13 protein-coding genes are annotated in these 12,573 nt (G+C 72.8%); 8 read left to right on the top strand and 5 right to left on the bottom strand.

What is annotated here, in order from left to right; translation table 11 throughout:
• Positions 1 to 1,653 (bottom strand): protein-disulfide reductase DsbD domain-containing protein (locus tag GXW76_RS26055; RefSeq protein ID WP_272876129.1); only part of this gene is annotated, 1,653 nt, incomplete at its 3' end.
• 87 nt (positions 1,654 to 1,740) lie between these two features.
• Between GXW76_RS26055 and GXW76_RS22680 the strand changes: the two genes are divergently transcribed.
• Positions 1,741 to 2,025, top strand: coding sequence for a hypothetical protein (locus GXW76_RS22680; RefSeq protein WP_211864415.1), 285 nt, complete (start codon positions 1,741 to 1,743; stop codon positions 2,023 to 2,025).
• A gap of 116 nt (positions 2,026 to 2,141) precedes the next feature.
• Here the strand turns inward: GXW76_RS22680 and GXW76_RS22675 are convergent, their stop codons facing one another.
• Complete coding sequence (locus tag GXW76_RS22675) at positions 2,142 to 3,398, bottom strand: Hsp70 family protein (protein ID WP_211864414.1); 1,257 nt, start codon at positions 3,396 to 3,398, stop codon at positions 2,142 to 2,144.
• Positions 3,399 to 3,471: 73 nt separating this feature from the next.
• On the bottom strand, positions 3,472 to 4,035 hold the full coding sequence (locus GXW76_RS22670; protein WP_211864413.1) for a YgjV family protein: 564 nt from the start codon (positions 4,033 to 4,035) through the stop codon (positions 3,472 to 3,474).
• Positions 4,036 to 4,400: 365 nt separating this feature from the next.
• Between GXW76_RS22670 and GXW76_RS22665 the strand changes: the two genes are divergently transcribed.
• The 3 genes from GXW76_RS22665 to GXW76_RS22655 all read left to right on the top strand — a co-directional run bounded on the left by GXW76_RS22665 (position 4,401) and on the right by GXW76_RS22655 (position 7,818).
• Positions 4,401 to 4,649 carry a hypothetical protein gene (locus tag GXW76_RS22665; protein ID WP_211864412.1) on the top strand — a complete coding sequence of 83 codons (249 nt, stop codon included), beginning with the start codon at positions 4,401 to 4,403 and terminating at the stop codon, positions 4,647 to 4,649.
• On the top strand, positions 4,646 to 5,914 hold the full coding sequence (locus GXW76_RS22660) for a CCA tRNA nucleotidyltransferase (RefSeq protein WP_211864411.1): 1,269 nt from the start codon (positions 4,646 to 4,648) through the stop codon (positions 5,912 to 5,914). Before GXW76_RS22665 ends, GXW76_RS22660 begins: the two co-directional genes overlap by 4 nt.
• Positions 5,915 to 6,054: 140 nt before the next feature.
• Positions 6,055 to 7,818, top strand: coding sequence for an ABC transporter ATP-binding protein (locus tag GXW76_RS22655; protein ID WP_211864409.1), 1,764 nt, complete (start codon positions 6,055 to 6,057; stop codon positions 7,816 to 7,818).
• Positions 7,819 to 7,939: 121 nt separating this feature from the next.
• Here GXW76_RS22655 and GXW76_RS22650 read toward each other — a convergent pair whose 3' ends face one another.
• Together GXW76_RS22650 and GXW76_RS22645 are read right to left on the bottom strand one after the other, a co-directional pair.
• Positions 7,940 to 8,488: a cytochrome b gene (locus GXW76_RS22650; RefSeq protein ID WP_211864407.1), complete on the bottom strand. Its 549-nt coding sequence runs from the start codon at positions 8,486 to 8,488 to the stop codon at positions 7,940 to 7,942.
• A complete protein-coding gene (locus GXW76_RS22645) occupies positions 8,469 to 9,062 on the bottom strand; it encodes a YceI family protein (protein WP_211864405.1) in 594 nt (197 codons plus the stop codon). Before GXW76_RS22645 ends, GXW76_RS22650 begins: the two co-directional genes overlap by 20 nt.
• Before the next feature lie 151 nt (positions 9,063 to 9,213).
• Between GXW76_RS22645 and rimP the strand changes: the two genes are divergently transcribed.
• The 4 genes from rimP to GXW76_RS22625 all read left to right on the top strand — a co-directional run.
• Complete coding sequence (rimP, locus tag GXW76_RS22640; RefSeq protein ID WP_211864403.1) at positions 9,214 to 9,741, top strand: ribosome maturation factor RimP; 528 nt, start codon at positions 9,214 to 9,216, stop codon at positions 9,739 to 9,741.
• A gap of 12 nt (positions 9,742 to 9,753) precedes the next feature.
• Positions 9,754 to 11,304 carry a transcription termination factor NusA gene (gene nusA / locus GXW76_RS22635; RefSeq protein ID WP_211864401.1) on the top strand — a complete coding sequence of 517 codons (1,551 nt, stop codon included), beginning with the start codon at positions 9,754 to 9,756 and terminating at the stop codon, positions 11,302 to 11,304.
• Positions 11,288 to 11,908 carry an RNA-binding protein gene (locus GXW76_RS22630; protein ID WP_211864399.1) on the top strand — a complete coding sequence of 207 codons (621 nt, stop codon included), beginning with the start codon at positions 11,288 to 11,290 and terminating at the stop codon, positions 11,906 to 11,908. The genes nusA and GXW76_RS22630 overlap by 17 nt, the downstream gene beginning before the upstream one ends.
• Positions 11,909 to 11,970: 62 nt before the next feature.
• A partial coding sequence (locus GXW76_RS22625; protein ID WP_211864397.1) for a translation initiation factor IF-2 associated domain-containing protein occupies positions 11,971 to 12,573 on the top strand: 603 nt, incomplete at its 3' end.

The raw sequence follows: 12,573 nt of genomic DNA, 5'->3' as shown, positions 1-12,573 counted from the left end.
CAGCGCGCCGGCCAGCCCCAGCGCGGCGGCGGCCAGCGCGATGCGCGACCCGCCCGCCCGCTGCGCCTGCCCCAGCGCCCAGGCGCCGAAGGCGACCATCACGCCGCCCGCCAGCACCGCCAGCACGGCGTCCGGCCCCACCTGCTGCGCCAGCACCCAGACTAGCCAGACCGCCGCGGCATACATCGGGAAGGCCAGGAACTGCCTCAGCCGCTCCATCCAGGCCCCTGGCCTCGGCAGCAGCCCGGCCAGCCCCGGTGCCACCGCCAGCAGCCCGTAGGGCGCCGCCAGCCCCAGGCCGAGCGCCAGGAACACCGCCATGGCGGAAGCCGCGTCCATCGCCAGCGCCGCGCCCAGCGCCGCCGCCATGAAGGGCGCGGTGCAAGGGGTGGCGACCAGCACCGCCAGCCCGCCGGTCGCGAAGGAACCGAGATGCCCGCCCCGCCCCGCCACGCCCGAACCGGCCCCGAAAGCCCCGCCGAATCCATAGACGCCCGAGAGGTTCAGCCCCACCGCCAGCATCAGCCAGGCCATGCCGGCGACGAATCCCGGCGCGGTGAACTGGAAGCCCCAGCCCGCCGCCGCCCCGCCCGCCCGCAGCGCCAGCATCAGCCCGCCGAGGGCCGCGAAGCTCAGCAACACCCCCGCGGTGTAGGACAGCGCATGCGCCCGCACCTTCCCCCGCGCCTCGCCCGACAGGCGCGCGAGCGCCATGGCCTTCATCGCCAGCACCGGGAAGACGCAGGGCATCAGGTTGAGGATCAGCCCGCCCAGGAAGGCGAAGACCGCCGCCTGCCAGAAGGGCAGCGCCGCAGGCGGCGCGCCGGGCGAAACCGCCGCCGAGACGTCATAGGCCACCCGCCGCCCGCCGCCATCCGTCACCAGCACCACGCCATCCAGCGCGGCCGGCGCCGAGCCGCCCGGCGCCGCGGTCAGGGCGAGTTCGACCCGCCCCTCCGCCACCGTCAGCCGCTGGACGGCGGCGTGGTCGAGCACGGCCGGAGCCTCGGGCAGGAAGACCGCCTCCCGCACCGTCTGGCGGGACAGGCCCGGGCCTTCCAGCGTCAGCACGCCGCCGGCCGGGCCCAGCGCGGCGCGCGCCTGCCAGGGACTCGGGCGGGGGCGCGCCTCCGCCGCCGCGGCAAACAGCGGCGCGGTCGCGGGGTCCGGGCGGGGCGCGGCCTCCACCGGCAGGTCGAGGCGGAAACTGCCTTCTTCCGGGATGCAGACCTGCTCGCAGACCAGCCAGGTGGCGTTGCCCTCGATCGGCAGGGTGGCGCCGGGGGTCAGGCCAGCCGGCAGCGTCACCGGCAGGGGCAGCACCACCTCACCGTGGTAGCCGTAGTTCACCAGCGGCCCGTATTCGATCCGTTCCGGCGCCGGCCAGGCGATGGGGCCGGAGGTCGCGCCCTCGGGCAAAGCCAGGTTGATCTCGGGCGGCGCGCCGGCATCGCCCGCATTCTTCCAATAGGTGTGCCAGCCCGGGGCCAGCCGCAGCCGCAGCCCGAGCGTCACCGTCCCGCCCGGCGCCACCGCCGCCTGGTCGGTCACCAGCGTCACGGTCGCGCGAGGGGAACGCACCGCCTCGCTCTCGGCCGCGAGGCCGGCAAGCGGGAAGGACATCAGCAGGAGCGAAGCAAGGACCCGGAACATCGGGCGCATACAACGTCCCTGCCCGCCGCCGCCGCAAGGGCCTGGGGCGTGCACGAACCCGCAATCTTTGCGGGGCAGGATGGCGGCGTGGTCCTTGCGCTCGCGATCCTGCTCGTCCTCGCCCTGCCCGCCGCCGCCCAGGCGCCGCCCACCTGCACGCCCGAAATCCAGGGCCAGGCCGCCTGCATGGCGGGGAAGCTCTGCGAATGCCGGTTCGAGCGCGGCGGCCAACTGACGGGCCGGCCGGATCGATTCGCCTGGGATTGCGGCGTGATGCGGCCGATGTGCCCGCCGGACCCGACGATCTCGCAGCCGCAGCCCTGGGTGCCGCCGGTGGGGGTCTGGGTCGGTCCGGGCGGGCCGCGGCGCTAGATCAGATCGCACACGGCTGGATCTGGCCGCACGCGCGAAGATGCTCGCTCAACCATGGCGAGAGCGGCTTCCGCCGATGTGGAATCCGGTCTCGCCGGGGCGCCCGGCAGGCCGGCTCAAGCCGCCGCCGCGGCCTCCTCGCGCGCCATCAGCGCCAGCCCTTCGGCGACCGAGACGAACTCGCCCCCCGCCACCACCCGGTCCGGGCCGAAGCGGTCCTCGAATATCCGCCGCACCGCCGGCACCAGGGAGGTCCCGCCGGTCAGGAACACCCGGTCCACCCCCTCCGGTCCGATGGCGGCATCGGCCAGCGCGGCATCCACCGCCGCACCGATGCGGGCGAGTTCCGGCGCGATCCAGCCCTCGAACTCGGCGCGCGCGATCGGGGCGCTCAGCGCGAAATCGCCGTGGCGGAAGTCGAGCGTCGCGCTCTCCGCCACCGACAGCGCCGCCTTCACGCCAGAGACGGCGCGGTAGAGCGCATAGCCCGCCTCCTCCTCGATCAGGGCGATCAACTGCCGCAGCCGCCCGGGATGTTCGGCGGTGCGGGCCACCTCGGCGATGTCGCGCAGCGTGCGCGGCGCCCGCATCATCGACAGCTGGTTCCAGCGCGCGAAGGCGGTGAACCAGGCCGGCGGCACCGGCAGCGGCTTGCCCATGACCTCGTAGTTCGTGCCCTTGCCAAGCAGCGGCGAGACGACGCGGTCGATGATCCGGTAATCGAAGGCATCCCCCGCGATGCCCACGCCCGCATGGCCGAGCGCGCTGACGCGGCGCGGCGGCCCGGGATCGAAGCGCAGCACCGAGAAGTCGCTGGTGCCGCCGCCGAAATCCGCCACCAGCACCGTCGCCGGCGCTTCCAGGTCATGGGCGAAGCGCTGCCCGGCCGCGGCCGGTTCCAGCGCCACCTCCACATCCGGCAGGCCCGCCGCGGTGAAGGCGGCGCGCAGGCGCGATTCGCCGAGGCCGTCCGCATCCCGCTCCCCCACGAAGCGGACCGGCCGGCCCACGGTGACGCGCGCGCCCGCCATCTCCGCCCGGAAGGGCGCCAGCAGTTCCCGCAGGAACAGCGCGATCAGCGCCGGCAATTCCCAGGACCGGCCGAAGATGCGCGTCTCGGAGAAGCTGCGCTGCGCCAGGTAGCTCTTCATCGACATGATGAGGCGGTTGTCGAAGGGCTCCTCGAGATAGGCGTCGATCGCCGCGGGCCCGGCGGCGTGGCGCGTGCGCCCGCCCTGCCCGGCCCAGAAGCACAGCACGGAGCGGAACACCTCCCCCGTCGGGTGGCGCAGCGTGCGCACCGATCCGTCCGGGCGCAGCATCGAGACAACGCTGTTGGTCGTGCCGAAATCGATGCCGATCGCGGGGCGCATGGGATGGGTCCTGGCAGGGGGGCGCGCCTTGAAGCCCACCGCGCCGCCCCTGGCAAGCGCGGCCGCGAGACATTCAGGCGGCGGCGTCGCGCAGCACCGCCGCGGCGGGCCGGGCACGGTTGCGCCACAGGCCGAGCAGCAGCGAGGTCAGCGCCAGCGTGTCCGAGGCCAGCCCGAACACCGAGCCCACCATGAGGTTGTGCGTCATCCAGAACCCGACCGAGGCCAGGAACCACAGCCGCAGCCTCTGCGTGTCCATCTGCAGCCGGCCGACCGCCGACATCAGCTGCCCCATCTGCGAGAGCAGCGACGGCAGCCCCGTCCAGGTCAGCGCCGTCACCACGGCCGAGACGGCCAGCGTGGCCCCCACGACCCCGATGCGCCGCCGCCGGTCGATCAGCACCACGAGGGCGATGCCCTGCAGCGCCCCCATGACGCACATCGCCGCCGCCGTCGGCGCCCCGAGCAGAAGGTAATGCAGCGCGAACAGCAGCGAACCCGCCACCTGCACGCCGAGGATGGTCCGGCGTCCCCGCAGCAGCGGCCAGGTGATCGAGGAACCGAGCGCGACGAAGCCGGCCAGGTTGGCTGGCTCGAGCATGGCGGCGAGGGACGGGAGGGCAGGCAGCGCGGACACGAAGGGCTCCGGGGCTCACGGATCAGGAGGGCACGGCACGTTTTGTCGCGCCCAAGCAGGGCGGATCTGTGTCCGCCCGGCGAGGGCGGCGCCATGGATGAGGCATGGCTGCCCTGCGAAGGGCGCGGTCGGGAATCGCCTGCCGGGGCGAGCAACGCGCTTTCTCCGGGATGCATGGGGACCGCGAAGATCTGCTCGCGTAGTCGCCGCGGGGCGAGCAACGCACTTTCTCCGGGATGCATCGGGGGCGGGTCGGAGGTTGGCTGCATGAGAGAGGGACGGGGGAGGAGAACCTCCCCCGCACCCCCTCCCTTTTTTGCGACTCCGCCCTCGCATGCGGACGGGTCCTGGGGCACATCTGAGACGTGCCCTATCTCGTCGAACTGCTGCTCTTCCTCGCGCCCTTCGCGGCCTACGGGCTGTGGCGGAAACTCAACCCGCACCATGAGCCGAGCACCGTCGTACTCGTCCTCGCGGGCCTCGGGGTGGCGCTGATGCTGGCAGGGGCCGTCTGGTTCGGGCTGTCGCGCAGCATGAAGCCAGGCACCGCCTACGTGCCGGCCCATCTGGAGGGCGAGCACATCGAACCGGGCCACCCGGAACCGCGCCGGTGAACGACACGCCGGAGACGACCATCCCCCGCCCCGCCTTCCTCCACACGCCGGCGGTCGCGGCGGTGCTCGCCGCCCTGCCCGGCGCCCGCGCGGTCGGCGGCTGCGTGCGGGACGCCCTCGCCGGTCGCGACTCGGCCGATGTGGACGTCGGCGCCCCCTTCCCGCCGGAGGAGATCGCCACCCGCCTGCGCGACGCCGGGCTCAAGGTCTTCGAGACCGGCCTCGCGCACGGCACCATCACCGCGGTGAAGGACCACCTTCCGGTCGAGGTCACCTCCCTCCGCCGGGATGTGCTGACCGACGGCCGCCACGCCGTGGTCGAATGGACCACCGACTGGCGGGAGGACGCCGCCCGCCGCGACTTCACCATCAACGCCATGTCGCTGACGGCCGAGGGCGCGCTCTTCGACTACTTCACCGGCCGCGCCGACCTCGCCGCCGGCAAGGTGCGCTTCGTCGGCGACCCGGACACGCGCCTCGCCGAGGACTACCTCCGCGCCCTGCGCTTCTTCCGCTTCCAGGCGCGCTACGGCGCCGGGAAACCGGACGCGGCGGCAGTGGCCGCCATCGCCCGCGCTGTGCCGGGACTGGCGCTGCTCTCGATCGAGCGGGTGTGGATGGAACTCAAGCGCATCCTCGCCGTGCCCGATCCGCGCGCGGCGCTGGACCTGATGGCGCAAACCGGGGTGCTCGGCGCCGTGCTGCCGGAGGCCGGCGCCCGGGACATCCTGATGCGGCTGATCGAATCGGGCGCGCCGGCCGATGCGCTGCTGCGGCTCGCGGCGCTGCTGGCGGCCGGGACGGACACGGCCGCCCTGGCGCGGCGGCTGCGATTCTCCGCGGAAGAACGGTCCTGGCTGGACGAGATCCGCGGCGGCCAGGGACCCGTCGCCCCGGGTGCCGCCGATGCCGACCTCCGTCGCGCCCTGGCCCATGCCGACAGGACACGGCTGGGTGCGCCGGCGCGCCTCGTGCTGCTGCGGACCTGGCTGTCCCAGGCGCGACAGGACGGGGCATCCGCCCCCTGGGACAAGCTGCGCGCACGGATCGAGGCCATCGTCGCGGCCGGCATCCCCACCTTCCCGCTGCTCGGCCGCGACCTCGCCGGGGAAGGCATCGCGCCGGGCCCGGCCATGGGGCGCTGGCTCGCGGAATTGCGCGCGTGGTGGCTGTCCGGCGGCTGCATTGCCACCCGCGAGGACTGCCTGGCGGAACTCCGCCGGCGCCTCGCCCAGGGCGGCGGCGGGACCGCACTCGGGGGCTGAGTGGGGGATCCGGTCCCGCCGCCTTCACCGGAACGAAACGAGAACTAACATGCCGTCCGCGCTCGCTGCAAGGGCGTTAATGTGACAATCGTTCCGCCACCCGGATATCGCCCGGCGCCGCTCCGGGCTATCCCGCCGCCATGGCTGCCCCACCGACGCTCGACACCACGACCCGCGCCCTGCTCGCCCGCCTGTGGCGCTCCTACGTCGCCGGGCACCGCCAGGGCATTGCCATGGCGCTGCTCTGCACCGTGGGGGTGGCGGCGACGACGGCGCTCTATCCGATCGTCATCCAGCAATCCTTCGACCTCTTCACCGAAGGCCGGCAGGACCTGCTCTGGGCCATCCCGCTCGTCATCGTCGTCGTCACCGCGCTCAAGGCGCTGGCGCAGTACGGCCAGGCGGTCGCCATCCACTCCGTCGTGCTGCGGGTGATCGAGGCGGTTCAGAACGATCTCTTCCGCGCCCTGACGCGCGCCGACCTCGCCGTGGTGGCGCGCGACGCACCGGCCCGCCACGCCGCGCGCTTCACCACCGATGCCGGCCTGATCCGGGAGGCGCTGACCAAGTCCATCGCCGCCGTCGCCGATGCGCTGACGGTGGTCGGCCTGGTCGCCTCGATGGTCTGGCTGGACTGGCAGATGTCGCTGGTGGCGGCGCTGCTCTACCCGATCGCGGTCGTGCCGATCCTGAAACTCGGCAAGCGCATCCGCCGGGCCTCCGGCGGCATGCAGGAACGCATGGGGGAGGCGGCGGCGACGCTGACCGAATCCTTCGGCGCCGCCCGCGTGGTCCGTTCCTATCGCCTGGAGGCGGCGGAGGAGGCCCGCGCCGCCGGGCTGTTCGCCCGCCTGCGGGAGAGCATCTACGGCATCGCCCGCACCCGCGCCTCGCTCGACCCGATGCTCGAGGCGCTGGGCGGCGTCGCGGTGGCGGGCGTGCTGATCGTGGTCGGCTGGCGGGTGGCAAGCGGGGCCAGCACGCTCGGCGACTTCACGGGCTTCGTCGCGGCGCTGCTCATCGCCTCGCGTCCCGTGCGGGCGCTGGGCTCACTCAACGCCGCGCTGCAGGAAGGGCTCGCGGGGCTGTCCCGGGTCTTCGGCGTGGTGGACGAGCGCCGCCGCATCCTCGACGCGCCGGGCGCCGCGCCGCTGCCCGCTGGCCATGGCCGCATCGCCTTCGAGGATGTCGGCTTCACCTATGAAGGCGTGCCCGACGCCGCGCTGGCGGGCCTGACCTTCGCCGCCGAGCCGGGCCAGACCGTCGCCCTGGTCGGTCCCTCGGGGGCCGGCAAGTCCACCGCCATCGCGCTGGTGCCGCGGCTCTATGACGTGACGGAAGGCCGCGTCGTCGTGGACGGCGCGGACATCCGCGGCGTGGCCATCGCCTCCCTGCGCGACGCCATCGCCTATGTCGGCCAGGACGCGGTGATCTTCGACGACACCGCGCACGCCAACATCGCCTCCGGCCGCGAAGGCGCGACGCGGGCCGAGGTGGAGGACGCCGCCCGTGCCGCCGCCGCGCACGACTTCATCGCCGCCCTGCCGCAGGGCTACGATACGCGGCTCGGCTCCGGCGGCTCGCGCTTGTCCGGCGGGCAGCGGCAGCGTGTCGCCCTGGCCCGCGCGCTGCTGCGCAATCCGCGCATCCTGCTGCTGGACGAAGCCACCAGCGCGCTGGACGCGGAGAACGAGGCCCTGGTCCAGCAGGCCCTGGCCCGCCTGCGCAGTGGCCGGACCACCCTGGTCATCGCCCATCGCCTGGCCACCGTGCGCGACGCGGACCGCATCGTGGTGATGGAGGGCGGGCGCGCCGTCGAACAGGGCCGCCACGCCGACCTGATGGCGGCGGACGGCCTCTATGCCCGTCTGGTGAAGACCCAGGCCTTCGGCGCCGAGGCCTGACGGCCGCTGCCGCTCCGGTTTCCCGTATCCACTGTCCCGGGAACGACGTTGCCGGGCGCCTGGCCATTGCCTTCAGTGGCATGCCGATGCTGCCGGCGCCGTGAACGTCGCGGGCAGGACGTCAGCGCCCCAGCATCTGCGCCAGGACCCGCCGGCCCTTCCAATGGTGGTGCAGCGCGGCGGCGGCATGCCCGGCCGCGAGCAGCACCAGCGTCCAGGCGAGCACCTGATGCAGCCCGCGCAGCCTGTCGTAGAGCGCCTCGTCAGGCCCCAACACGTGCGGCACGGGGATCAGCAGGAACAGCACCGTCTCGATCTGCCCCGGCGCCGTGCTGGCACTGAGGTAGCCGAGCCCCGGCACCACCAGCAGCAGCAGGTAGAGCGCCGCATGCCCGGCCGCGGCGGCGCGGCGCTGCCAGGCCGGGATGCCTTCGTCCTCCGCCGGCCGCCCGCGCCGCGCCCGCAGCCAGAACCGCCACAGCACGAGCGGCGGCACCAGCAGCCCGATCGTCTTGTGCGCCTGGTAGGCGAGGATCTTCTCCAGCAGCAGCGTCAGCGGCAGCCGCACCATGACCAGACCGATGACGAAACCGACCGCGACCAGCGCCGCCACCGCCCAGTGCAGCCATCGCTGCGCCCTGCTCCAGCCGTCAGACGATGAGGCGGGCACGCACGACAAGCCGGATGAGGTCGGAGATCGCCGCCTGGTCGGCCGTCATGCCGAAGTCGGAGCGCTTCAATTCCCCGCCGGCGCTGAATTCGGCGATGTCCCGGCCGAGCGCGGGGTCGCGCCTGCGGTCCACCAGCCGCCCCTGCATCCGGTGCGGCCGGGTGATGCCGCGGATGGTCAGCTCGCCAGCGAGGACGAATCCCGCGAGGCTCCCCTCCCCCGTCGCCGCGCCGCGGAAGCTCGCCTCCGGGAAATGCTCGACGTCGAAGAAGGCGGGGGAACGCAGCAGGTCCACCGCCCCCGGATAGGCCAGCGCCACGGCGGCCGTGTGGACCGTGACATCGACCGAGGCGGTCAGCGGGCTGTCCGGGTCGATCATCAGCTCGGCGGAAAAATTCTCGAACCGGCCGGTGGAGGTGAGTACGCCCAGGTGCCGGGCGATGAACTCCAGCCGGCCGACATCCTGGCCGAAGACATAGCGGGTCCGTGCCGCCGCCGGCCGCGCCAGCGCCAGGGCGCCGAGCCCGCCCACCAGTGTCCGCCGCCCGATCCGCTTGGCTATCATGTCCGCCATGGGACGGCCTCCTGTGCCGGGGAACATTTCGGGTTGCCGCGGGCGAGTGCAAGCCCGCTTGCATCCGAAACGCCGAAGCGTCATATAGCCGCCAACAACACCATCCGGACCGACGGGGGGTGGCCTTGAAAGAGGCCGCCTTTTTTGTTGCTTGAACGACACCGACGACCTGCCGCGGCATGAAGGGCTCGAAGCCCGCATCGCCGACTCCATCCTGCCGACGCTGACGCATCTCGGCTACGAGCTCGTGCGCGTCCAGGTCTCGGGCAAGGAACGCCCGACCGTTCAGGTCATGGCGGACCGCGCCGACGGGGCGACCTTCACGGTCGACGATTGCGAGGCGATCAGCCACGCCGTCGGCGCCGTGCTGGACGTGGCGGACCCGATCAAGGGCGAGTGGATGCTGGAAGTGTCCTCGGCCGGGATCGACCGGCCGCTGACCCGCACCAAGGACTGGAACCGCTTCGCCGGCCATGTCGCGACGGTTGAACTCGCGATCCCGCAGGACGGGCGCAAGCGCTTCCGCGGCGTCGCCCTCGGCGCCGATGCGGAAACGGCGCGGATGCGCCTCGATGACGGTAGCGAGATCGCCTTCCCGCGGAGCAACATCCGCAAGGCCAAGCTCGTGCTGACCGACGAACTCATTGCCGCGACCGCGGCGCCCCCGACCGAGAACTAGGAGACCATCTCCATGGCTGTCGATATCACCATCGCCCGCCCGGAACTGCTGCAGGTCGCCGACGCCGTCGCTCGCGAGAAGATGATCGAGCGCGACGAGGTGCTCGAGGCGATGGAGCAGGCCATCCAGAAGGCCGGCCGCGCCAAGTACGGCCACGAGAAGGACATCCGCGCCTTCATCGACCGCAAGGACGGCCGGGTGAAGCTCGAGCGCTGGACCGAGGTGGTCGAGCAGGAGCCGGTGGAGAACGAGGCGACGCAGATCCCGCTGCGCATCGCCCAGAAGATCAAGCCGGGCATCGGCCTCGGCAACTTCATCATCGACCCGCTGCCGCCGATCGACTTCGGCCGCATCGCCGCGCAGACCGCCAAGCAGGTGATCGTCCAGCGCGTGCGGGAGGTCGAGCGGTCCAAGCAGTTCCATGAATACAAGGACCGCGTCGGCGAGATCATCAACGGCATCGTCAAGCGCACCGAGTACGGCAACCTGATGGTGGACCTCGGCCGCGCGGAAGCCCTGCTGCGCCGCGACGAGACCATCCCGCGCGAGGCCTTCCGCAACGGCGACCGCGTGCGCGCCTATATCTACGACGTGCGCGAGGAACCGCGCGGGCCGCAGATCTTCCTCTCCCGCACCCATCCCGGCTTCCTCGCGAAGCTCTTCGCCCAGGAAGTGCCGGAGATCTACGACGGCATCATCGAGATCAAGGCGGTCGCCCGCGACCCTGGCTCGCGCGCCAAGATGGCCGTGATCAGCCGCGATTCCTCGATCGACCCGGTCGGCGCCTGCGTCGGCATGCGCGGGTCCCGCGTGCAGGCGGTGGTGGCCGAACTGCAGGGCGAGAAGATCGACATCATCCCCTGGTCGCCCGATTTCGCGACCTTCATCGTCAATGCGCTCGCCCCGGCCGAGGTCTCCAAGGTGGTGCTCGACGAGGACGGCAAGCGCTGCGAGGTCGTGGTCCCGGATGACCAGCTCAGCCTGGCGATCGGCCGCCGCGGCCAGAACGTGCGCCTGGCCTCGCAGCTCACGCGCTACGACATCGACATCCTGACCGAGGCCGAGGAATCCGAGCGCCGCCAGGAGGAATTCCGCAAGCGCACCGGCCTGTTCGTCGAGGCGCTGGACGTCGACGACGTCATCGCCGGCCTGCTGGTGCAGGAAGGCTTCGGCACGATCGAGGACGTGGTCCAGGTGGAGGACGAGGAACTCGCCACCATCGAGGGCTTCGACGAGAACGTGGCCACCGAGCTGAAGCGCCGCGCGGCGACCTTCCTCGAGAAGCGCGACACCGAGCTGGACGAGAAGCGCCGCACCATGGGCGTCGAGGACGTGCTGGCCGAGATCGGCGGCTTCTCCCCGGCCATGCTGGTGCAGCTCGGCGAGAAGGGCGTGAAGAACCTCGAGGACCTGGCCGACCTCGCCGGCGACGAGCTGATCGAGATCCTGGGCACCGAGGTGGTGGACGAGGACACCGCCAACGCCATCGTCATGGAAGCCCGCCGCCGCGCCGGCTGGCTCGGTGAGGAAGCGGGCGAGGCCCAGGGTGACGGGGACGCCTGATCCCGGGGCGCCGGAGGTCGAGCCGGAGGAAACCGGCCCGCTCCGCCGCTGCATCGTCGAGCGCGAGAGCCTGCCGAAGGAGCGGATGATCCGTTTCGTCCTCGGGCCCGGGCGGGAAGTTGTTCCAGATCTGGCAGGGAAGTTGCCGGGCCGGGGAATGTGGTTGAGCGCGCGGGGCGATGTGCTAGAACGCGCGCTGAGCCGCGGGGCTTTCATGAGAGCCGCGCGCGGGCCCGTGACGCTTCCCTCCGACCTTCGCGCGCGGATCGAGGACGGTCTTCGCGCCCGTGTCCGCGACCTTCTGGGCCTCGCCCGGCGGGCGGGCCAGGCGGTTTCGGGCTGGCAGGCCGGGCGCGAATGGCTTCAGGCCGGTCGCGCGGGCCTGCTGGTGCAGGCCGTGGATGGCAGCCCGGCGGAACGCGCGCGCTTCGGCGGGCGCAACCTGCCGGTGGTGACGCCGCTGACCGCGGCGGAACTGGGCGTGGTCTTCGGGCGGGACCATGCCGTGCATGTCGTGGTGGCGCCCGGCCGGCTGGCTGACGCCATCCGGGTCGAGGCGGACAGGCTGGCAGGATTTGCCGGCACCCCGCCGGATAATTCGTGAGGGCCGCGCACGTCGCGCGGCCTTGAGGCAGTTGTTTTTTAGGATCGGGTTCGGATCACCGGATGAGCGACCAGAACGAGCAGGACGCGGGCAAGAGCAGGCTGAGCCTTCGGCCCGGTGGACGCCTCGAACTCGGCAAGACCGTGGACGCTGGCAGTGTGCGCCAGTCCTTCAGCCATGGGCGCACCAAGACCGTGCAGGTCGAGGTGGTGAAGAAGCGCGTGGTGACGCCGCCGGCCAAGCCGGGCGTGAGCGCCCCAGCGCGCCCGGCGCCCGCCGCCGGCCCCGCCGGCGGCCAGTCCCGTACGCCCGGGCAGACGCAGCCTGCCGGCGTGCGCGCCCCCGCCGCCGGGCGCCCGCTGACCCAGGCCGAGATCGCGCTCCGCCAGCGCGTGCTGGAGGAAAACCGCCGCGTCGAGGCCCAGCGCCAGCGTGAGGAACGCGAGCGCCAGGCACTGATGGTGCGCTCCGCCGCCGAGGAAGCCGCCCGCAAGGCGGAAGAGGAGCGCCGCGCCGCCGAGGAGGCCGCCCAGCGCGCCGAGGAGGAGGCCCGGGCCGCCGCCGAGGCCGGCGCGCGCGCCAATGTCGAGGCGGAGGCACGCAAGGCCACCGAGACCGCCCCCGCCACCACCGCCGGCGCCGCAACCAGGCCGGCCGGCGCCCCC

This window comes from Neoroseomonas soli (assembly GCF_018129065.1).
Lineage (GTDB): Bacteria > Pseudomonadota > Alphaproteobacteria > Acetobacterales > Acetobacteraceae > Neoroseomonas > Neoroseomonas soli.
This window is presented reverse-complemented; position numbering and strand designations above follow the sequence as displayed.